Annotated in this window: 14 protein-coding genes, 8 pseudogenes and 1 riboswitch; of the genes and pseudogenes, 16 read left to right on the top strand and 6 right to left on the bottom strand. The window is 70.7% G+C overall.

Annotated features, from left to right (window positions below):
* Window positions 1-342 precede the first annotated feature (342 nt).
* The 12 genes and pseudogenes from ACFXAE_RS05675 to ACFXAE_RS05620 all read left to right on the top strand — a co-directional run bounded on the left by ACFXAE_RS05675 (window position 343) and on the right by ACFXAE_RS05620 (window position 11,815).
* Complete coding sequence (locus ACFXAE_RS05675; protein ID WP_384708446.1) at window positions 343-4,527, top strand: DEAD/DEAH box helicase; 4,185 nt, start codon at window positions 343-345, stop codon at window positions 4,525-4,527.
* Entirely contained in the window at window positions 4,527-5,612 is a 1,086-nt protein-coding gene (locus ACFXAE_RS05670; protein WP_384708443.1) for a hypothetical protein, read from the top strand. The genes ACFXAE_RS05675 and ACFXAE_RS05670 overlap by 1 nt, the downstream gene beginning before the upstream one ends.
* A 131-nt stretch (window positions 5,613-5,743) precedes the next feature.
* Window positions 5,744-5,959: a hypothetical protein gene (locus tag ACFXAE_RS05665; RefSeq protein WP_384708440.1), complete on the top strand. Its 216-nt coding sequence runs from the start codon at window positions 5,744-5,746 to the stop codon at window positions 5,957-5,959.
* Window positions 5,960-6,021: 62 nt separating this feature from the next.
* Window positions 6,022-7,200, top strand: a complete 1,179-nt coding sequence (locus ACFXAE_RS05660) for a hypothetical protein (RefSeq protein WP_384708438.1) — start codon at window positions 6,022-6,024, stop codon at window positions 7,198-7,200.
* A gap of 32 nt (window positions 7,201-7,232) precedes the next feature.
* Window positions 7,233-7,475, top strand: a pseudogene (locus tag ACFXAE_RS05655) (pyruvate formate-lyase 1-activating enzyme); the annotation flags it as partial.
* Between the two features lie 84 nt (window positions 7,476-7,559).
* Window positions 7,560-8,255: a response regulator gene (locus tag ACFXAE_RS05650; RefSeq protein ID WP_384708435.1), complete on the top strand. Its 696-nt coding sequence runs from the start codon at window positions 7,560-7,562 to the stop codon at window positions 8,253-8,255.
* Between the two features lie 38 nt (window positions 8,256-8,293).
* Window positions 8,294-8,635 (top strand): annotated as a pseudogene (locus ACFXAE_RS05645) (type I glyceraldehyde-3-phosphate dehydrogenase); the annotation flags it as partial.
* Window positions 8,636-8,802: 167 nt separating this feature from the next.
* Window positions 8,803-9,243 carry a pyridoxamine 5'-phosphate oxidase family protein gene (locus ACFXAE_RS05640; protein ID WP_384708432.1) on the top strand — a complete coding sequence of 147 codons (441 nt, stop codon included), beginning with the start codon at window positions 8,803-8,805 and terminating at the stop codon, window positions 9,241-9,243.
* Window positions 9,194-9,514, top strand: a complete 321-nt coding sequence (locus tag ACFXAE_RS05635) for a universal stress protein (protein ID WP_384708429.1) — start codon at window positions 9,194-9,196, stop codon at window positions 9,512-9,514. The genes ACFXAE_RS05640 and ACFXAE_RS05635 overlap by 50 nt, the downstream gene beginning before the upstream one ends.
* A 140-nt stretch (window positions 9,515-9,654) precedes the next feature.
* Window positions 9,655-9,915, top strand: a pseudogene (locus tag ACFXAE_RS05630) (hypothetical protein); the annotation flags it as partial.
* Between the two features lie 5 nt (window positions 9,916-9,920).
* Window positions 9,921-10,436, top strand: a pseudogene (locus ACFXAE_RS05625) (radical SAM protein); the annotation flags it as partial.
* A 386-nt stretch (window positions 10,437-10,822) separates the two neighbouring features.
* A complete protein-coding gene (locus tag ACFXAE_RS05620; RefSeq protein WP_384708426.1) occupies window positions 10,823-11,815 on the top strand; it encodes an Acg family FMN-binding oxidoreductase in 993 nt (330 codons plus the stop codon).
* A gap of 588 nt (window positions 11,816-12,403) precedes the next feature.
* On the opposite strand, the gene ACFXAE_RS05615 is transcribed toward ACFXAE_RS05620, so the two are convergent.
* From ACFXAE_RS05615 to ACFXAE_RS05605, 3 genes are read right to left on the bottom strand one after another with little or no spacing between them, the layout of a single operon-like run.
* A complete protein-coding gene (locus ACFXAE_RS05615) occupies window positions 12,404-13,189 on the bottom strand; it encodes an ABC transporter ATP-binding protein (RefSeq protein ID WP_384708423.1) in 786 nt (261 codons plus the stop codon).
* The gene (locus tag ACFXAE_RS05610; RefSeq protein ID WP_384708420.1) at window positions 13,186-14,301 is read right to left on the bottom strand and encodes a FecCD family ABC transporter permease; all 1,116 of its coding nucleotides are present in this window, start codon (window positions 14,299-14,301) and stop codon (window positions 13,186-13,188) included. The genes ACFXAE_RS05615 and ACFXAE_RS05610 overlap by 4 nt, the downstream gene beginning before the upstream one ends.
* Window positions 14,298-15,323: an ABC transporter substrate-binding protein gene (locus ACFXAE_RS05605; RefSeq protein ID WP_384708417.1), complete on the bottom strand. Its 1,026-nt coding sequence runs from the start codon at window positions 15,321-15,323 to the stop codon at window positions 14,298-14,300. Before ACFXAE_RS05605 ends, ACFXAE_RS05610 begins: the two co-directional genes overlap by 4 nt.
* A 48-nt stretch (window positions 15,324-15,371) precedes the next feature.
* Window positions 15,372-15,493: riboswitch (cobalamin riboswitch) on the bottom strand.
* A 528-nt stretch (window positions 15,494-16,021) separates the two neighbouring features.
* Here ACFXAE_RS05605 and ACFXAE_RS05600 point away from each other — a divergent pair.
* Both ACFXAE_RS05600 and ACFXAE_RS05595 read left to right on the top strand, forming a co-directional pair.
* Window positions 16,022-17,002: a ferric reductase-like transmembrane domain-containing protein gene (locus ACFXAE_RS05600; RefSeq protein WP_384708414.1), complete on the top strand. Its 981-nt coding sequence runs from the start codon at window positions 16,022-16,024 to the stop codon at window positions 17,000-17,002.
* 65 nt (window positions 17,003-17,067) lie between these two features.
* A pseudogene (locus ACFXAE_RS05595) lies at window positions 17,068-17,175 on the top strand (Fe-Mn family superoxide dismutase); the annotation flags it as partial.
* Here the strand turns inward: ACFXAE_RS05595 and ACFXAE_RS05590 are convergent.
* Window positions 17,170-17,277, bottom strand: a pseudogene (locus ACFXAE_RS05590) (NAD-binding protein); the annotation flags it as partial. The pseudogenes ACFXAE_RS05595 and ACFXAE_RS05590 sit on opposite strands and share 6 nt — an antisense overlap.
* A gap of 35 nt (window positions 17,278-17,312) precedes the next feature.
* Between ACFXAE_RS05590 and ACFXAE_RS05585 the strand changes: the two are divergent.
* Window positions 17,313-17,483: pseudogene (locus ACFXAE_RS05585) on the top strand (flavoprotein); the annotation flags it as partial.
* 90 nt (window positions 17,484-17,573) lie between these two features.
* Here ACFXAE_RS05585 and ACFXAE_RS05580 read toward each other — a convergent pair.
* A complete protein-coding gene (locus ACFXAE_RS05580; protein ID WP_384708411.1) occupies window positions 17,574-17,948 on the bottom strand; it encodes a hypothetical protein in 375 nt (124 codons plus the stop codon).
* A 62-nt stretch (window positions 17,949-18,010) separates the two neighbouring features.
* On the opposite strand from ACFXAE_RS05580, the pseudogene ACFXAE_RS05575 reads away from it, so the two are divergent.
* Window positions 18,011-18,376: pseudogene (locus ACFXAE_RS05575) on the top strand (transposase); the annotation flags it as partial.
* 70 nt (window positions 18,377-18,446) lie between these two features.
* Here ACFXAE_RS05575 and ACFXAE_RS05570 read toward each other — a convergent pair.
* Entirely contained in the window at window positions 18,447-19,412 is a 966-nt protein-coding gene (locus ACFXAE_RS05570; RefSeq protein ID WP_384708408.1) for a glycoside hydrolase family 6 protein, read from the bottom strand.
* Between the last annotated feature and the right edge of the window lie 29 nt (window positions 19,413-19,441).

The following is a 19,441-nucleotide window of genomic DNA, read 5'->3' as shown; positions in this document are numbered from 1 at the left end:
CAAGGGAATTGAAAGAAACGTGAAGACTCCGAGCAGTGGGAAACGTAGCCCGCGGCTCACGGGCAGGACAAGAGGTCTAGACAAAATGAGGGCTCTCCCGCACCCTCCGGAGGCTCGGTGGCACGGACGGGGCGTGCTGCCGCCGATCGGCCTCCGCCGCGGAAACGCCCATACGCCTCGGCCGCGAGTGGCGCGGGCGAGAGGGGGAGAGGAGCGTGCCACATATGACCTCTCGCGAAGTTAGGGCGGTGATGAGCAAGTTGTGCAACGCTGACAATGGGCGCGACGGGAGGACTGTCGCCGTGCGCGGGGTGCTGGGTGCGTTGCGTGATCGGGGGGCCAGTGAGCGACGAAGCGTGGTACCTGAATGCCGACTGGGCGGCGATCCCGTTGGGAAGAGGCGAGGGTTCCTCCAGCTCGGCTCGGGACCGGTACGACGGTGAGGCCGAGTGGGTGCGCCGTTGGAGCTGTTATGCGCAGCTGATGAACGTGGCCGCCGAGCACTGGGGCCAGGACGAGGACGTGTACGAGATCCTCGGTGACCCCCACTTGAGGATCTACCAGGACCTGATCTCGCCGCACCTCCTGGAGCCGTCCCCCAGGGAACGGGGCAGGTTTCTGCTCGACTCCGTGATCCGGCCGGTTCTGACCAAACTGTACGACGAGACGGACACCGTGCTGCCGGCGGACGGGCCGACTCGGGCGCGGGACAACTCGCTCGAGGCGATCTATGCCTGGTACTGGGCGATCGAGGCCCGCCGGTCCTGGAGAGAGGCGGCCCGCAAATGGCAGGCGGCCATCCGCAGGGGACATACGTGGCGCCAGCCCGAACGGACGATCAAGGAGCGGATGTGGGCGGAGGGGCTGGCCGATCCCGGCGCCTTTCCCCCGCTCGCGGCGCCCGGGTTGCGTCTCATCACGGAGCGGCTGGACGACATACTGAGCCCCTACGTGCGGGACAGGGTGTCGGAAGGGACCGAGCTGCTGTCGCGGCTGCTTCCGACCTCGATCGCCGAGAAGGTCGGCAACGCGTCCAGGGAACTCGCGGAGAAACGCGCCCAGTACCCGCCGGCCGTACTGGAGAACCTCGGCATCAACGAACAGGGTCAGACGGACCTGATGGCCGAGGCGCTGCCCCGACTCCTCGAATGCATCGCGAAGCAGCAGTCGATGCTCCTGCTGGGGCCCACGTCGAGTGGCAAGAGCCGTATCGGCCGGATCGCCGTGTGCCACGCGATCACCCGGGCACGCCGACGCCACGGCCGGGCCATCGTGCTGATGCCGACCAAGGCCCTGGTCAGTCAGGCCGTCGACGAGTGGAAGGAATTCCTCGAGCGCACGGAATTCGAGCATTGGCGCATCGTGCCGGGCTCCCGTGACTATCCGCACTACGACGAGGCCATCGTCCGGGGCGAGTTCGATGTCGCCGTCATCATCCCGGAGAAGCTGGCCGGCCTGATGGCCGGCGGTATGACCTTGGACGGCTGCGACCTCATCGTCGTCGATGAGCTGCAGAACCTGGCGGATCCGGACCGTGGGCCCCGGCTGGAGATGCTGTTGACCGCCATCCGCGCGTCCTACCAGATGCCGATCCTGGGCCTGTCGGCGACTCTGACCCCCGCGGCGGCCGAACATGTGCGGGCCTGGCTGGAGATCGGCGCGGACGCTGTCGTACGGGTGACGAGGCGACCGGTCCCCCTCAACGTCATTGTCCGCGACGACCGGCAGGTCTGGGAGCAGCAGGCCGAGAACGGTCAACTCGAGGAGCACTCCGAGAACCTCGGTGCCGTACTGCAGCAGTGGCGGGCAGACCCCGTGCTTCGTGCACAGCTCGACCGTGCGCGTGCCTATGAGCGAGCGCTGGCCGTGGCCGTGAAGCTGCTGAAGGACGACCGACGTGACGTCCGCAGCGTGCTCTGCTTCGTGGGTTCCCGGCAGCACGCCCAGGAACTCGCCGAAGTGGCACAGGCGTTGCTCAGCCGTGATCCGGACATGGGGCCGGTGGATCCGGCGGCCAGTCCCTTCGCCGGCCGCTTCGGCACTCTCGACGAGAAGGACGTGCGTGAACGTCACCGGGCCTTCTTCAGGTTTCCGCAGACCACGGTGCGGGATTCGGTCGAGAAGTCGGTGCGCACGGGCGTCGGCTATCACTCCGCCCGGCTGGAACAAGGGCTGCGCAGCGTCGTGGAGAAGGCGTTCCGGGACGGCCTGATACGCCTCCTGTTCGCCACCGACACTCTGAAACTCGGTATCAATCTGCCGGCCGACGCGGTGGTGGTCGGCTCACTGACCACGCCCACCGGCGGGCGCACGAGCCAGGTCCTCAACCGGGACACGGTGGCACAGCGGCTCGGTCGCGCGGGCCGTCTCGGCCTCGGCACCGGACCGAGCCCTCGCGGTTACGGCTATCTGGTGATCCCCCATGCCCGCCTGATGAAGAGCGCCGTCGACTTTCAGGAGACGGACCTGCTCGGCCTGGCGAGCCATGTCAAGGCTACGTACGAGGGCGAGCCCGAGGTCGACCGTGCGCTGCGTGCGCTGTCCGACGTACCCGCCGTGTACAAGCACTACGTCGACTACACCTCGGAAGGCGCGACGATCACCTCGCAGGTGGACGACCGCTGGTTCGCCGCCGAACTGCTGCACTGGGCGGTCCAGCAGCGGATGCCGTTCACCGAGGAGGCTCTCAGTACCCGGCTCGAGGCGCTGTACAGGGCCTCGCTGGGCGCCGTCAACGGGGCCGCGTCGCCCGACCGGACGGCCGTCGTGGGCATGCTGCGGGACAACCGGCTGATCGGGCCCGCCCAAGGCCCGCCCGGTGCCACGGAGTCCGCATACTGGGTGGTCACCGGCCTGGGCCGGGCGGTCAGCACCTCCGGACTGCCCTTCGCCGACGCCGAGGTCGTGCAACAACTCGTGTCCGAAGCGGGATTCGGAGCCGGGGACCTGACCCTGCTGTGGATCGCCGCGCGCTCACAGCACGTCAGGGACACCATGAGCTGGCTTTCCGTCGTCCCGGCCACGGGGGACGACGAGCGCGAGCGGGAACAGTGCCGGCGCGTGCTGATGCTGACGGCCGCCCTGGGCGCTTCGGACCCCGACGAGCGCAGGAAGAGGGCCGGTTATCTGTCCGAAAGCGACTTCGTGAAGTACCTCGACGGACGTGACCTGATCGGCAAGGGAGTGGTGGCCGATCAGCTGCGGCGCCTGTTGACGGGACCCGCCGAGAACCCGGAGCTGGACGCCGTCACGGCTCTGTTGCGTGCGTGCGTGATGCTGCTCTGGATGACGGGCTGCCCGCTCAGCAAGATCGCGGCAGCCGTCGAGAGCAACACCCGGGTCACCACTGTCCGGACCAAGGGGCCCCGCATGGTGGCTGTGCACGCCGCCGACGTGCGGAACTTGGGAGAGAACGCAAGCTATCTCTTCGACGCCGCCCGCGAGTTGTCCGGGGTACGACCCCAAGGAACGCTCTTCCGCCACTTCGAGGCGATGGGCGAGGCTGTGGAACTGGGTGTGCCGAGCGTTCTCGGCCCACTGGTGAGACTGTCCCTGCCGACCACGCACCGCGAGCGCATCGTGCGGCTCGTTCCCCATCTGCCGGCGGTCACCGCCAAGGGCATCGATCACCTGGGCGACGTCGTCGACCGCTTTCTGAGCCCGCCTCGCAGGAAGCCGCAGAACGAACACCAGGCAGAGGCGATCCGCGAGTTCTTCCTGAGCGAGAAGGAACGGGCCGAGATCAGGAACATGCTGGACAACGGGGAACGGAGCCGCAGACGTGGTCTGCGGCTGCCCCCCGGGTTCGGCAAGTTCCGAGTCCCCGGATACAGCAACCACCTGTTCTCGGACGTACTGGACGACTTGTCCCGCGACAACGCCGACGGCGCACCCCAGAACGTCGCCGCCCTGCTGTCGGCCTTCGGACTCGAGGTCCGGCTGGATCCGCCCGACCCGCTCATCGTGTCCTCGCCACTGGACCCCCGGCTGAGGTGCACGGTCGCCGTGCACACGGAGGACTTCGGGGTGCGGCAGTTGGTGGAGGCGAGGGGATACGCGGACGTCGTGGTGGCGTGCGGAGGCGTCACGTCGGGTGTGCGGCTGGCCTTCCCGGACTCCACCAGAAATCCGGTGGTGGTGCAGCCGGTCATCCTTCTGGAGACATTGGGCCGCATCATGCAACTGGCCCACGCGGACGGGCTGATCGACGATCCCGTGGCCTCTCCGGCGGAAGCCGGCTCCGCCATCGACGACATCCTCGGCCAACGGGCGGAATGGAACGGAGCCGAGGACGAGGAGGACTGGGAGGGTTTCGAAGAAGCGACGGACGAGTGGTTCTCCTCGTCGCCCGCGTCGACCGGGCCGGACGACGGGATGCGCACGGTCGGGCACCGGCTGCTGAGACTGCTGACGGCCGCTCCTCCCATGCTGGGCCGCAGTGAACTCACCCGGTTGGTCGCCGGACTCCAGGTGGCACCGCCCCCGGACGACCAGGACGCCGAGCCGATGATTCGGGGGGAGAACTGATGGGCCGGTTCGACCTGGGAGTCTTCGTGGACGCCCATTACCTTCTGGGCGTCCGGGCGCACGAGCGGAATGCCTCCGTCGTACTGGACCGGATCGCGGCTGCGGCCGAGGAACAGTGCATGTCGTTCGGCATCGCCGACCGGCTCGTCGTAGCCGACTGTTCGAACCCCCGCGCGAGGAACATCGCCGAGGACTTCGGACGGTACGGATTCGTCATCCGGCACGTGCCGGAGGGAGCGCTGCTGAACAGGGCCAATGTGCTGACGGCGGAAATCGTCGAGGCCACGGCCGGCCGGGAGGAGCTGCGTACGGTCGCCGTCGTCGCGGACCGGGGGGTGCCGCTGTCCGTCGCCGACTCCCTGCACCGGGCCGGAAGGGCGTTGATCGGCTGCGTGGCGGGAGAAGCTCAGGACGTCCAGGCCGTGGACCATGTGATTGTCCTCGCTCTGGACCGGGAAGGCCTTCGCCCCCTCATGCACCAGGCGGTCGCGAGCATCCGCGCGACCCACAAGGAGGAGGTGCAGGTGCACGAGTTCGCGGGCATCCTGCGCGCGCTGCAGCCCGGCTTCGTCGCCAGTGCCTACGGTGTGTCGTTGACGAAGCTGGTGCAGCAACTGGCCGGGCCGGAGTACCAGTTCGTCGAACCCGACCGCATCGTGTTGAAACCGGGGGCCGCCGCAGGCACTGTCCGGCGCGAGATACAGAACGGCACGGGTGCCGGGACCGGCAATGACGCCGGCTCCACGCCGTCGCTGACGAAAGCCCTGCAGCAGGCCGCTCAGGTCCTTCCCCCGATCCCGCCCACCGATGAGGCATCCGTGGTGAAGGCCCTGCGCTCGGTGCTGGACCTCGCGTCCGAGCGGCAGCAGCTACGGGACGCGGCCATGAAGGAAGGGCTCACCATCCAGGTGGTGTGCGCGGGCCTCCGCGTCGTCGCCGACGGATACACGTCGCTCGGTCACAAGACCCTCGACCTGTGCCGTCAAGCGGTCGCCGGCTCCGTGTGGAGGGTGGAGCAGAGCGAGGCCAACCCGGCGCAGATCCGACTGCGGTTGACGGGCGGACCTTCCACCGGGCAGACGTAGCGTGGTTCGGCCGCGGCTGTGATTCCCGGGCGCGTTCCCCGATCCGGGCCCGGTATCGCGTCGCGTTCCCCGTTTCCCCCACCCAGTGTGGACGACAGCCGGAAAGGGTCCGGCGGAAACGGAGAACTGCCATGAGCAAGAACAAGCGCCGTCGCACGGCCCGGCCGGACGCCGCCACGGTGGTCGCGGGCAGCGCGCAGGGTGACGCGATCAACGACGGTGCCCGCAGGGCACGCCACGCCACGGCTGATACCGGGCAGCCACCGGGTACGGACTTCCTGCCGATGTGGCTGCGGGTGCTGGATGTGGTCGTACGCGTCGTCGATATGGCGTTGCGCCTGTTGTGACCTCGTCCGGGGGCGGCTGGCGGCGCCGCCCCCGGACGCTTTGAAAGGAGCTGAGAACAGTGATGCCTCGCCTTTTCGGAACCGGTGATCTCCTGCTGCGCTGGCCGGAAGATCTGGTCGTGGTGGAACTGACCAGGCTGATCGAGGGGACGGCGCACGGGACCGCACCGTCAAGGACTCCGGATCCGTGGGTGCAGGAGGTCACGCTCTTCCTGCAGGAGGTCTTCGGGAGCGAAGCGGTGCGCCGGGAATGGACGGCCGTGTGCGCCGGCGGCACATGGGGCGACGAGGCTGTCTCCCCCGACGCGCAGGTGGAGTGGTTACGCGACCTGCGTGAAGCCGTTGTCGCCGTGCCGCAGCGACCGTCCCGCCCGGCCTACTGGACGCGGCGGAGCGCCGATGCTCAGGTCCGTCCGCTGGGGCTGAGGGAGACCGCGGCGGCGGTGGCGGACGTCGTGGCGGAGCTCCAGAGGCTGGGTTATCTGGTGTGGGCGTTCGGCCAGGACTGCGTGGACCTCTTCATGGAAGGCGAGTTGGGTGCCGATCCGGCCGGCAGGGTGCACCAGGTGCTGGGCCGTTCCGGACTCTGGCCGATCACGGCCTGCCACGTGTCCTACTCGCTGAACGACCTGGCGGACGTGGTGGAGTTCCTGGCCGATCACGTGCGCCGGCCGACCTCGTCGTACCTGCATGACTACGCGGACTGCGGTACCCACTTCAACGGCTTCGACGCGGAGCGCGGACTGCAGGTCTACCGGGTGAGGATCAACGCGGTGCTCGGGAGAAGCGACATGGGGCTCGAGCTCGCGGAGAACGGCAGACTCCAGCCGGTCGTTCCGCCCGGTCTGCGGGAACTCGTCGACGGCACGCTGACCGGCCCTTCGGTCAACGTCGCGGACGCGCGGGAACTCTCCCACGCCGTCGAGCGGTTCCGCGCCCGTGGGGCCACGGATCTGGACCGGCGGCACGCCGTCATCGCCCTGGCCGGAATACTGGAGCGCCGTCGCGGCCTGGTGTCCGAGAAGCTGCTCACCAAGGACGCGGGGATGCTCTTCCACATCGCCAACAATTTCGGCATCCGGCACCAGAAGGCCGATCAGCGGACCGCGTACGACCCGGGCCTCTACCTGGAGTGGGTCTTCTACCTCTTCCTGAGCGTCATCAACCTGACCGATCGCATCGTCGGCGAACAGGAGAGGGCGGCCCGGGACACCGGTGCGGCGGCGGACCGGTCCGAGTGAGGACACTGCTGGGGCGCCGGGGTGCGGGTGGAATTCGACCGGCACGCCGGCCCGGCTGGACCGACGACGAGGACGCCGTCGAGGGACTCGCCGGGTTCCTCTCCGGCCTCGGCAGCGTCGAGCGGATCGACATCCTGCCGTTCCACAAGCTCGGCGCCCACAAGTACGACGCGCTGGGCGTTCCCTTCCCCCTGCGGGACACACCGGTCCCCGACACGGCGCTCGTGGACCGGGTACGGGGCCAGTTCCGCGGACGCGGCCTCGCGGCCCACTGACGCGGCCGGGAGCGGGGCGGACCGGCCCCGGACTTCGGCCGTCCTGGAAAGATGAGGAGACCGAGGCATCACGAGGAGCATGCGATGGCGCACCGCGAGCAGGACGACAGCACGGGAAGCCCGATCAAGGTCTTCCTCCTGGACGACCACGAGGTGGTACGGCGAGGAGTGCACGACCTGCTGAACGACGAACCGGACATCACGGTGGTCGGAGAAGCGGCGACGGTGGAGCAGGCACTGGTCCGGGTCCCCGCCCTGCGCCCCGACGTGGCCGTCCTCGACGTGCGCCTGCCCGACGGGGACGGAGTGACCGTCTGCCGTGAGCTGCGGTCGCAGATGCCGGATCTGGCCTGCCTGATGCTGACCTCCTTCGACGACGAGGAGGCGCTGCTGGACTCGATCATGGCGGGCGCGGCGGGGTACGTGCTGAAGCAGATCCGGGGCTCGGACCTGGTCTCGGCCGTGCGGACGGTGGCCCGCGGCCAGTCGCTGCTGGACGCCAGCGCCACGGCCAGGCTGATGGCCCGGCTGCGGGGCGGACAGCAGCCGGCCGAGGAGCCGGAGGTGCTGCCGGGCCTGACCGACCGGGAACGCGAGATCCTGGACCTGATCGGCGAGGGGCTGACCAACCGGCAGATCGGTCAGCGGCTGTATCTGGCCGAGAAGACGGTCAAGAACCACATCTCCCGGCTGCTCGCCAAGCTCGGCGTGGAGCGCCGCGTCCAGGCCGCCGTCATCGCCACCCAGGCACGCGACCGGACGCGGTCCGAAGGCCGATAGAGGGTGCGGTCCGCCGGCCGGCGACGCACCCGTCCCCCACCACCGGCGTCGCCCGCGCTGTCGGCCCGGTCCTGCCGGAGTCTGCGGGCACGCCGGACGGCAGCGCCGTGCGCGTACCGGTCGAGGACGGCTCGCCGACCGGCCTGACCGTGGTCCTCGACCGGGCGGTGAGCGCGGAGGAGACCAACGCCGCCGACCGCGAGGCCGCCGAGGGACCGCCGGAGGACGTGCCGAGGGTGTCCGACGCACCGATCGTCTCGCGGGACGTGGTCGGTGACCCTGCCTCCTGCGTCCTGGACGCCCCGCTCACCCGGACTCACGGCGACCTGGTCAAGGTCTTCGGCCGGTACGACAACGAGGGGGGCCGCACCGACAGCCTGTACCGGCACCTCCCCGGAAGGCCGGGCCCGACAGGGGATCGATCGGGGTGTGACACGGGTCGTTCTCCGGCAGGGCAGGGACCGATGGTCCCCTCCTTCCGCGTCTCACGCGGCTCAGGCTGGACAGGACGCAACACCGCAGTACCAGGCGAAGGACAGGCTGGACGATGTATCCCAACGACGGTTTCCGCGAACTCGGGCGGCAGGAGTGTCTGTGGCTGATGACCAAGGTGTCCGTCGGCCGCATCGTCTTCACGCGTCAGGCCCTGCCCGCCGTGCTGCCGGTCAACTTCGGTCTCGACGACGATGACGCGGTCCTGCTGCGAACCTCCGCGACGTCGGGTCTGGTCCGCGCGATCGACGGTGTGGTGGTCGCCTTCGAGGCGGACGACGTCGACGCGGCCCGGCACTCCGGCTGGAGCGTCGTCGTCACCGGCTCGGCCACGGTGGTGACCGACCCCGCCGAGCACGAACGCCTGGCCCGCACCGGCCCGGTCTCCTGGGTGCCCGCGCCGCAGGAGGTCTTCGTCCGCATCGAGCCGGGACTGGTCACCGGGCGTGAGCTCATCGGCGGACGCACCCTGTACGGGGTGGACCTCACCGCTTGAACGTCTCATCGCCCCTCCCCCAGGGGCCCCTCGTCCGGCTGGGCGGGGTCTGCCCGAACCCTTTCGTCCCGATGGGACGGGCCGCTCGGCGGGCCGACGGGTTCCATCGGCCCCGCCCCCGGCAGCCGCACCGGACCGGCCCGCGCCTTGTCGGCTCGTGGTCATCGGCAGGCGCCGGCGCGCGGGCCGGGTCGGTCCACCGGTCGGCCCGGTCGCGCACGTCCTGCTGCACCACTCCCACTGTCCTGTGGTGCTGGTGCCGACGACCTGATGACGGGCACCGCGCTTCCGGGACGGCCCGGTCGGCCCTGTCGGGTGCCCGGTGGACCGGGACGGCGGGGAGACACGGATCCGCATGCACCTCCGACATGCCCGGGTCGTGCGGTGCGTGCCGCGGCCGCACGGCGGCGCATGGAGGACGCCCGGCTGCGCCACCACGGCTGGATCCGAACCCACGGCACCGACCTGTCAGAAGTCGCCGACTGGTTCCGGGCCAGTCGGCCGATGCCGACCGGGCCCGGACGGAGAAGGCCGTTCGGCTGGGCGTTCCTCGACAAGACGTTCGGCTTCGGCTGCGCCACGCAGTCCGGCAAGGGCTGGTTCGACGGCGGCTCGCCGACGAAGGGCTTCCTCAGCGGTGTGACGGTCGGCCCGATGGAGTCCACCTTCCACGACCGGGAGTGACCCTCACCGGCGGCGAGGACCTGCTGCAGCCCGCGTTCACGGCCGCGGTCCTCCGCCGCTGCAAGGAGCTCGGTCTGCACACCGCCCTGGACACCTCCGGCTTCCTCGGCGCCCGCGCGAGCGACGCACTGCTCGCCGACACCGACCTGGTCCTGCTGGACGTCAAGTCCTTCGGCGTCCGGGCCTACCGGAAGCTGACCGGCGGCGACCTCGCCCCGACGCTGAACTTCGCCACCCGCCTGGACCGGCTCGGCGTCCCGGTGTGGATCCGCTACGTCCTGGTGCCCGGCTGGACCGACGCCCCGGCCGCCGTCGACGGCCTCGGGGGCTTCCTCGCCGGCCTGGGCAACATCGACCGGGTGGACGTCCTGCCGTTCCACAAACTCGGTGCCCACGAGTACGACGCACCGGGCATCCCCTTCCCCCTGCACGACACACCCGCACCGGATCCGGAGCTGACGGAACGGGTGTGCGAGCAGTTCCGGGAACACGGCCTGCGGGCGCTCTGAACGAACGGAACATGACGGGCGGGTGAGCTGAACCACCCTGAAGCGCCCTGGACGGAGCGATCCGACCGGGCGTCGGGGACGCTCCCCGCCCGCTTTCGGCCGCTGATGTCCCGAGCGGCGGAGCATACGCCGACGGGCCTGTCGTCGACAGCCCGGGTCGATCACCAACCACCGGCTTCGGACCGGGCCGGAGCCTTCGGCCCTGGGCGGTGAGGGACCGCTCGGCCCTGTCGGCCTGGTCCGCCACCGATCGGGACCATCGGCTTGTCGGCTCGGGCCGGTCGGCCCATGTACGTCCGGGCGTGCGGCGGTGGCAGCCTGGAGGTGTAAGGGCCCGGAGGCGGGCTTGCCCAGGAGCCCGGGGGAGTTCCGGAGTGGAGGACGCGGTGTCGGCGCAACCGCTCACCAGGGAGACGGTGACTGCCTTGGTCCACGACGCCACAGCTGCACCGTCTCTGCACAACGCGCAGCCGTGGCGGTTCCGCTGCTTCCTCGGCAGCCGAACCCTTCATGTGCGCTCGGATCCCCAGCGTGCCGTACCGCATACCGACCCCCGCGGCCGTGCCCTCCACCTCGGCTGCGGCGCCGCGCTGATGAACCTGCGCGTCACCGCCGCGCACGCGGACCTTCTCCCGGAGGTCCGGCTGCTGCCCGACCCGCAGGACCCGCTCCTGCTCGCTGCCGTTCATCTGGCCGACGAGGTGGGGCGCCAGCGGGACGAGGAGCTGGTGCGGTTGCACCCGGCGATCCGCCGGCGGCACACCAGCCGCCATCCCTTCGCCGAGAAGGACATCCCCGAGAACGTGCGGGCCACCCTGCGGGACGCCGCCGAGCTGGAAGGGGCAGCGCTCCTCTTCCCCGGATCCTGGCACGCCGAGACCGTGCTCGACCTGATCCACGACGCCGAGAGCCGGGACACCCTGGACCCGGAGACGAGCGAGGACCTGGTCCGCTGGACCCGGCTCGGACTGGAGGCGGACACGGCCGTCGACGGCGTTCCCGAGTACGCGTTCGGCCCACGCAAGCGGGACGGCAAGGCCCCCGTGCGGGACTTCGCCGGGCGCCGGCGTGTCGCGGACCGCGGAACCACCACGTTCGAGCACAACCCGCACCTGGCCCTGCTGAGCACCCCTGATGACGGGCCGGCCGACTGGCTGAGCGCAGGGCAGGCGCTGGAGCGTGTCCTGCTGGAGGCGACCCTGGCCGACCTGGCCACCTCCCTGACGTCGCACGCGCTGGAGGACCGCGCGCTGCGCCTGCTGGCCCGCGACCCCGCGTCGGGCACGGGCCAGGTGCAGATGGTGTTGCGCCTCGGGTATGGCCCGAGGGGACCGGCCACGCCCCGCCGCCCGGTACGGGACGTTCTGGAGATCGTGTAACCGGACTGCCCCGGCTACGCGGTGGTGTCCTGCGCGAGCCGGTGGTCTCGTCGGGAGCCATGCTCGGCCTGCGCCCCGCGACCCACATCCAGCCGTGCCCGGACGGCCCACCGGATGCCTGCCACCAGCACGCACACGCCCCGGGGTCTGTCCGGCCCTCTGCAGGGCCTGATGACCCATGCCGCTGGTGAGCCCGGAGGCGGACAGTGGTTCCGGGACGCCGTTGGGCAGATGAACGGCCTGCCGTGCGCATGTGATCCCTGTGACAGCGGCGTTCGACGAGAAGCCTTGCAGGGGCGGCCGGGCAGGGGCTGCCGAGGAGGTGGGTTCGAGTGTCCGTCGTGGGCACCGTCGCACTCGGGTTCCCCTCTCACGAGTACCCGGAACAAGGACGCGGCGACGACACGACTCCCACGACCGGTGCGCGACATGCGACCCGGAACTCTTCGCGGCCGGCCGAGGCACGCCATTCGCTCCCACAGAGCCCCACGTCTTCTGGGGACCCTGATGCCCTGGAGGCGTCGGTCACGCTCCCCGTTTCGTCCCCGGTGGCGCGTATGGACACAGGACGATATCGGGTGGAGCCCTTCAGCTGCGTGGCTCTTCGGGGAGGAACGTCACCTGCGGGGCGCCCGTGCGCGGATGGGCGGCGACTTCCGCGGCCACTCCGTAGACCTCGGCCAGGAGCTGAGGGGTGAGTATCTCTGCGGGTGGCCCGCTCGCGGTGACCTCACCGTCGTGCAGGACGTAGAGGCGGTCGCAGTAGTAGGCGGCCAGGTTGAGGTCGTGCAGGGCGAGCAGCACGGTCGCGGGCAGGCGGCGCAGGGTGCCGAGCACGGACAGTTGGTGCCGGATGTCGAGGTGGTTGGTGGGTTCGTCGAGGACCAGGAGGGTGGGCTGCTGGGCCAGGGCGCGCGCGATCAGGACGCGCTGGCGCTCGCCACCCGAGAGCCGGTCGAAGGGGCGGTCGGCCAGGTGGACGGCGTCGACCGCCAGGAGTGCGGAGTCGATGAGTTCCGCGTCCTCGGGGGTGTCACCGGCGAGGAGCCGTTTGTGCGGGGTGCGACCCATGGCGACGACCTCGCGGACGGCGAGGTCGAAGTCGGCTGCCGAGTCCTGGACCACCGCCGCCACGGTGCGGGCCAGTTGCCGCACCGGCAGTGACCAGGCGTCGTCTCCGTCGACGCGCACCCGACCGGTGTCCGGGCGCAGGACCCGGTAAACGGTGCGCAGGAGGCTGGACTTGCCGCTGCCGTTGGGCCCGACGAGCCCGATCGTCTCGCCCGGTCGGGCGGTCAGGGAGACGTCGCGCACCAGGTGGCGGGCTCCGGCGGTGAGCGTGACGCCGTCGACGCTCAGCTCGGCCGCGGTCATGCCACTCCTCGGTCGGTGCCGCGCCGGGCGTCCCGGCGCATCAGCCACAGGAAGAACGGCCCGCCGCACAGGGCCGTGAGGACGCCGACGGGTACTTCCATGGGCGCGGCGATCGTCCGGGCGGCGATGTCGGCCCAGATGAGGAAGACCGCTCCGCCGAGTGCCGCCGTCGGCAGGACCCGGCGGTGGTCGCCGCCGACGAACAGGCGCACGATGTGGGGCATCATCAGGCCGACGAAGCCGATCGGTCCGGCCGCCGCGACCAGTACGCCCGTGACGAGGGAGACCAGCACGAACAGCCGGGCGCGGAAGCGGGCCACGTCCAGCCCCATCGTGGTCGCCGCCTCCTCGCCGGCCAGCAGCAGGTTCAGGTTGCGGGCCTGCGCCATGAGGACGCCGACACCGAGCAGCAGGGCCGTGCTCGGCAGCCACAGCGTGCCCCAGTTGACGCCGCCGAGGCCGCCGAGGGTCCAGGCGAGCACCGCGCGGGCCTCGTTGCCCCGGTCGGTGGTGAGCAGCAGCAGATCGAGGACCGCGGTGAGCACCGCCGCGATCGCCACCCCGGACAGCACCAGCCGAGATGAGGTGATGCGTCCGCCGGTGCGCGCGGTGGCGTACACGAGCAGGAGCGCGCCCAGGGCGCCCACGAAGGCGGCCACCGACAGGGAGACCGGCCCGAAGAGGGTCACCCCGAACACGATCACGGAGACCGCGCCGAGGGACGCACCGGAGGAGACACCGAGCAGGTAGGGCTCGGCGAGGGGGTTGCGCACCAGGGCCTGCAGCGCGGTGCCGATCACCGCCAGGCCGGCGCCGGTGACCGCACCGAGCAGCACCCGCGGTGCCCGCACGTCCACCACGATGGTCTCCCTGGCCCGCGACCAGTCCGGCTCCTGCCAGTCGGCACCCAGCGCGTGCGTCACGATGCCCCACACCTGGCCGGGCGGCACCCGGACGGAGCCGATCGCGAGGCCCGCCGTGGCGGAGACCGTGAGCAGGGCGGTGAGCACGAGCAGCGTGACGGCCAACCGTGTACGGCACGCTCCTGCCTCCTCGCCCTTCCACCGTCGAACCGTCCGCTCGGTGGACGTGTCGGTGGCGGCCCGGGTCACCGGAAGCTCTCGGGGTGCAGCCCGCGGGCCAGGTCCTCGACCGCGTAGGCCGAACGGATGCCGACCAGGGTGGCGGTCAGCGGCAGGACGACGAACCGCTTGTTCCTGACGGCGGGTACGTCGGCGAGCGCGGGCTGGGAGAGCAGGAACTCCTTCTTCTCCTCCACGCTTCCGGCGCCCGCGTAGTCGTAGACGGCGATGACCTCCGGCCCGCGCTCGACGACCTGCTCCCAGGAGACGTCGCCGAAGACGTCGTCGAGGTCGGCGAAGACGTTCTCGCCGCCGGCCAGCCGGATCAGCTCGGTGCCCAGGCTCTTGCCGCCCGCGGTGAAGGCGCTCTTGTCGCCGCTGTCGTAGACGAAGACGGATGGTTCGGGCTCGCCCTCGACCTCGGCGGCGGCCCTGCCGACGCGGCCCTCGAGGTCGGCGACCAGCTTGTCGGCCCGGTCCGGGACACCGAAGATCGTGCCGATGGTGCGGATCTCGTCGTAGGTGTCCTCCATCGTCACCTGCTTCTTGCCGCAGTACTCGCGGTTGAGGTGGGTGGCGATACCGGCGTCGGCGAACGCCTCGCGGGAGCGGCCCTCACTCTCGGCGAAGGCGCTGCCGTAGCCGCCGTAGACGAGATCCGGCTCGGCCTCCAGGACGGTCTCGAACGACGGTTCCTTCCGCGCCAGTTCGGGGATCGCCTCGTAGTCCTCCTTCAGCTCGGGCAGGACGGCGGAGTCGGGGAAGGCCGTGCCGGCCATGTGGTCCTTCAGGCCGAGGGCGAGCATGAGTTCCGCCGGGTGCTGGTGGATGGTGACCACCCGCGACGGCGGCCTGTCGTACGTCGTCTTCACACCGCAGTTGTCGACGGTGACCGGGAAGCCCGCGGTCACGGGAGCGGTGGCCTTCGCGTCCCCGCCGCTCCCGTCGGACGCACCGCAGCCGGTGGCCGGCAGTACCGACGAAAGAGCCACGGCAGCGGCCGTGGCACGAAGGAACCCGCGCGTGCGGGCAGGGGTGAACAGCTGGGACACGTGAAGCCTCCTGGAGTCCGCGCTCCTCGGATCGGGCCCGCGACGGACCAGTGTCCTGACTCCCGGATCGACGTTCCCTCCGCCTTCCCGCGCGGTGCGCAGTGGCATGTCGGAGGGGCGCTCCCCGGTCACAGTGGCGGGACCGTGCCGGATTCGCACCGGCTTCCTGTCTCCCGTCGCGGCGATGACCAGGTGATCCTACGTTTCCCCGAGCCGACGGCAAAAGGGCGTGCGGACCCGGCCGCACGCCCGCGCCCCTCACGCTTCGCGGACAGCCCGAAGGACGAGCCGCTCGGCGTTCTCGTCGTAAGGGTGCCCGTCGAATCCGCCGAAGCCCCGAATACACCTTGTTCGCGGGCAGGTGGAGCGCGGCACCGCAGCACGTCACGACCAGTGCCCGGATCGCGAGGGGCAGCCGGCGCAGGGCCGGGCAGGAGCCCGGCGAAACCGGCGGTGCGTACGACGAGTGCCCGCAGCATCGTGCCGCGCGGCCCGGTCCGGTCCGCGAGGGCCCCGCCGGCGATGCCGCCGGAGAACCGCACGAGCGATGCCGCGGTCAGGACGACGCCGACCGTGCCGAGCCGCACGGCGACTCTGGCCGGATACCGCCTCGGGGATCGCCGCCCCCTCAGTCAGACTTGTTGCCTCACGCCACTTGCGCACCGCTGCTGCGGTGGTCCGTGCCCGGGAGGCCCCCGATGACGTCAGACACGAGGCCGGACGAGGACGGGGCGGCAGCCCTTCCCGGGCGGCGACGGCCTCCCGGCGATCGCGTCGCGCTGCGCGGCGACCTGCGGTCCGCCCTGCCCGATGCCACCGCGGCGGTGGTGGTCACGGCGCTCGTGTTCGCGTTCCTGTGGGCGCGCATGGAGTCGGGCGAGTCGGACACGGTCGCGGTCATGCCGTTCATGGACGACCCCGGCACCTACTGGATGTACTTGCTCAGCCAGGCGTTCGGGTGGTCGGGACTGCTGTGGGCCTGGGGCACGGTCACGCTCGGTCTGCTGCTGTCGGGGCCGCGCCCCGCCCGGCTGCCGGTCTCCCGGCAGGTGCTGGAGCGCTGGCACCGCACCACGAGCCTGACGACGATGGCGCTGATGTTCGCCCACGCGCTGATGTTCGCCGCCGAACTCGTGCGCTACGAGACGAAGGTGGCGTGGGCGGAGCGGTTGTGGGTGGCCTTCGCGGACACCTTCGTGCCGGGCTGGTACGACTCCGGAACCGGAAAGATCGCCATCCCGATCGGACAGGGAGCCCTGTACCTGGCGATTCCGCTGGGGCTGTTGTTCTACGTCCGGCACCGCATCGGAGCGAACGCCTGGCGCCGGCTGCACCGTTTCGTGATCGTCGTGTACGTGCTGAGCGTGTGGCACACGTTGCTGTACGGAACCAACGTCTGGTACGGGGAGTGGCCGCGCACCGTGTTGTGGCTGCTGCAACTCCCGGTCGCCGCACTGCTGTTGCTTCGTCTGCTCAGGCCTGCCCGGCGGGCCGGACGGCTGGGCCCTCCCGGCGGGGGCGCGACCCGTCCGGCCTGGTGGGCGCGGGCGGCAGGGCGAGTCGCGGTCGGAGCCATTGTCGTCGGGCTGGTCGTCGTGGCGGTGTCGGGCCGTGACGGCGGACGGGACCGTCCGACCCATCCGCCCGCGACGGCCCCGCACGCCCAGGAGACGGACTGACGGCCGGTACCGGGCGGGCGGGACGGCGTCCCGGGACGGGATGACGGCCGGCGACAGGGCGACGGCGGAACTCGGTCCCGATCCTGGTCTTCGACGCCTGGGAGCACGCTTTCTGCCTCCAGCACAGGAACCAGAAGGTCGGCTTCGTCGACGCGACGCGGGCCGTCGTCAACTGCGAGGGCCCGGTTCTGCGTGACCCGCGAGGCGCGCAGCGTGGAGCGGCGGTGGACGACGGTCACCGAGCGGGCGAAGCGGGTGAGGAAGGCGGCTTCCTCTCCGCGCCGGACCTCTCGGCCTGCGCGCGCATGTTCGCCTCCAGGCCCCGGTGGAACTCGCCCCGTTGATCGACCCCAGCCAGCACTCCTGCGGCACCGTCCACCCGCACGGGCACCGCGCGCTCTCCCACCCCGAACAGGGCGTCCACCTGGTCGGCATGAAGTCCTACGGCCGCGCCCCCACGTTCCTGGCCATGACCGGCTACGTCAGGCTTTGTGAGCTCCACATTTCTTCCGGGTTTCGGCAAACGGGAGTGGCACGCGCCTTACTGATCGTTGCAGAACGAGGGCGCTGGCTACTCGTCGTCGAGTCGCTGAAGAACCTGCGTGAAGTCACCGGTTTCGAGCAGGCCGGCGAGTACCCGGGTCATGTTGTCGATGCCAGGGTCCCGGACTATCAGTCCGTCAGAGCACCAGAAGTAGCGGCCGCCCAACTCCTCGCCAGTTCGGGACCACCTCTTCATGAGGCGCTCGACCTCGGCGAGCGTGAACACGGTCGCGCTCCATCGGGAGCCGTCCGCTGCCAGCTGCACCTCTACGTCGACGTTGCAGACGGCATCCAGATCCTCGCCGGCGCTGGGCAGGAATGACGCCTCGAACAGATCTGTGCGCACGCGGTACCAAGGTTCATCCCCACACTGCTCAGTGGCCTTGCCCCCGGTGTTGGTCATCCGGGGAGTATGTCGATCCGGCTCGGCGTGCTCAACCGGGTTCTCCGGCAAGCCGCAGCCTCGTGAACGTGAAGCTTGTCCTCGATGATCCCTGGGACCGGATGGCCCCGCTGCTGCCGGTGCGCCCACGCCGGCACCGCCATCCCGGACGGCTCCCGGTGCCGGAAGGGTCGCACCGGCGGGCATCGTTCACGTCCTGCGCAAGGGCGTGGCCTGGTGCGACGTGCCAAGAGAAGTAGTGGGCCGGTCCGGGGTGACGGCCTGGCGCGGACTGCGGGACCGGACCGTGGCCGGAGTCCGGCCGCGCCTGCAGTCAGCCCCGCTGACCGGGATGCGTCGCGCCGACCTGCTGGAACCGGACGACTGCTCTATGGACGGATCGCACGTCCAGGCCCTCAAGGGGGGATCACGTCGGCCCCTCTCCGGTGAGATGGTCGGGGGAGTGCCCGCCGCCCCGGCGGACTGCCGGTCGCCGGTGCGGGCGGCGGGAGTCCTGGATCAGTAGCCGTAGATCATCTTGTAGGCGACCTCGGGGAGGAACTGGCCGGCCGTGGAGCCGGTTCCGACACCGCAGTTGCCGTCGGACTCGCCCGGGGTCTTGATCCACAGGAGCATCTCGGCGCCTCCGCCCGTCCGGGTGGGCGTGCCGATGCGGCGGCCGGAGGGGTTGCACCACTGGCCGTTGGAGCCGTTGCCGTTGCGGCTGGTGTCCACGACGAACGGCTTGGTGTAGCCGTAGCGGGCGGCCAGTTCGTTGTTGACGGCGTTGCCGTAGGCGGTGTTCTCGGCGGTGGTGATGTAGTTGGAGACGTTGAGCGAGAAGCCGTGGGCCTGTCGGAGGCCGGCTTCGTGGAGGCGCCGGGCCATGGTCGCCGCGTCGGCCCAGCGCGGGTTGCCGGCGTCCATGTAGACCCAGGTGTTGGGGGCTTGGCGGTTGAACTCGGCGAGGGCACCGGTGAGCATGGCCTCGCGTTCGTCGATCTGGGCCTGGGTCATGCAGCCGTAGTCTCCGAGGGAGTCCGGTTCGAGGATGACGACGGCGGGGCGGGCCGCGATGCCTCCGGCGAACTGGGCGATCCAGTTGGCGTAGGCGGACGGCGAGGCGGCTCCGCCGGCGGAGTGCCCGCCGCAGTAGTCACGGTGGTAGACGTTGTAGGCGACGAGGATGGGCAGCTTGTCCTGCTGGTCCGCCGCTCCGGCGTAGGCGCCTGTCGCGGTGCCGATGGTGCCGCTCCAGGAGCCGAACCAGCGGGCCATCGGCGTGTTGGCGATGGAGGCGTTGATCGCGGCGGCCCGGCCGTCGCCGGGGTTGGCGGCCGCCCACCGCCTCGCGCTCGAGTCGGGGTCCACGTAGAACCCGTTGGTCATGGTGGTGGGGTCGGCCGCGTGGGCGGAGGGTGCGGCGGCGAACGCCAGCGGCAGAGCACAGAGCGCTGCCATCAGGGTGCGGAGTCTGCGGCTCAAGACAGTACCTCGGTTTCAGAGGATGTGCG

The organism is Streptomyces sp. NPDC059454 (assembly GCF_042749965.1).
In the GTDB taxonomy this organism is placed as follows: domain Bacteria; phylum Actinomycetota; class Actinomycetes; order Streptomycetales; family Streptomycetaceae; genus Streptomyces.
This window is presented reverse-complemented; position numbering and strand designations above follow the sequence as displayed.

Bases quoted from the DNA above. Each gene is read 5' to 3' on its own strand.
- ACFXAE_RS05580 (WP_384708411.1), bottom strand. From the start codon at position 17,948: ATGACCAACACCGGGGGCAAGGCCACTGAGCAGTGTGGGGATGAACCT.
- ACFXAE_RS05665 (WP_384708440.1), top strand. From the start codon at position 5,744: ATGAGCAAGAACAAGCGCCGTCGCACGGCCCGGCCGGACGCCGCCACG.
- ACFXAE_RS05640 (WP_384708432.1), top strand. From the start codon at position 8,803: ATGTATCCCAACGACGGTTTCCGCGAACTCGGGCGGCAGGAGTGTCTG.
- ACFXAE_RS05670 (WP_384708443.1), top strand. From the start codon at position 4,527: ATGGGCCGGTTCGACCTGGGAGTCTTCGTGGACGCCCATTACCTTCTG.
- ACFXAE_RS05615 (WP_384708423.1), bottom strand. From the start codon at position 13,189: ATGACCGCGGCCGAGCTGAGCGTCGACGGCGTCACGCTCACCGCCGGA.
- ACFXAE_RS05650 (WP_384708435.1), top strand. From the start codon at position 7,560: ATGGCGCACCGCGAGCAGGACGACAGCACGGGAAGCCCGATCAAGGTC.
- ACFXAE_RS05600 (WP_384708414.1), top strand. From the start codon at position 16,022: ATGACGTCAGACACGAGGCCGGACGAGGACGGGGCGGCAGCCCTTCCC.
- ACFXAE_RS05660 (WP_384708438.1), top strand. From the start codon at position 6,022: ATGCCTCGCCTTTTCGGAACCGGTGATCTCCTGCTGCGCTGGCCGGAA.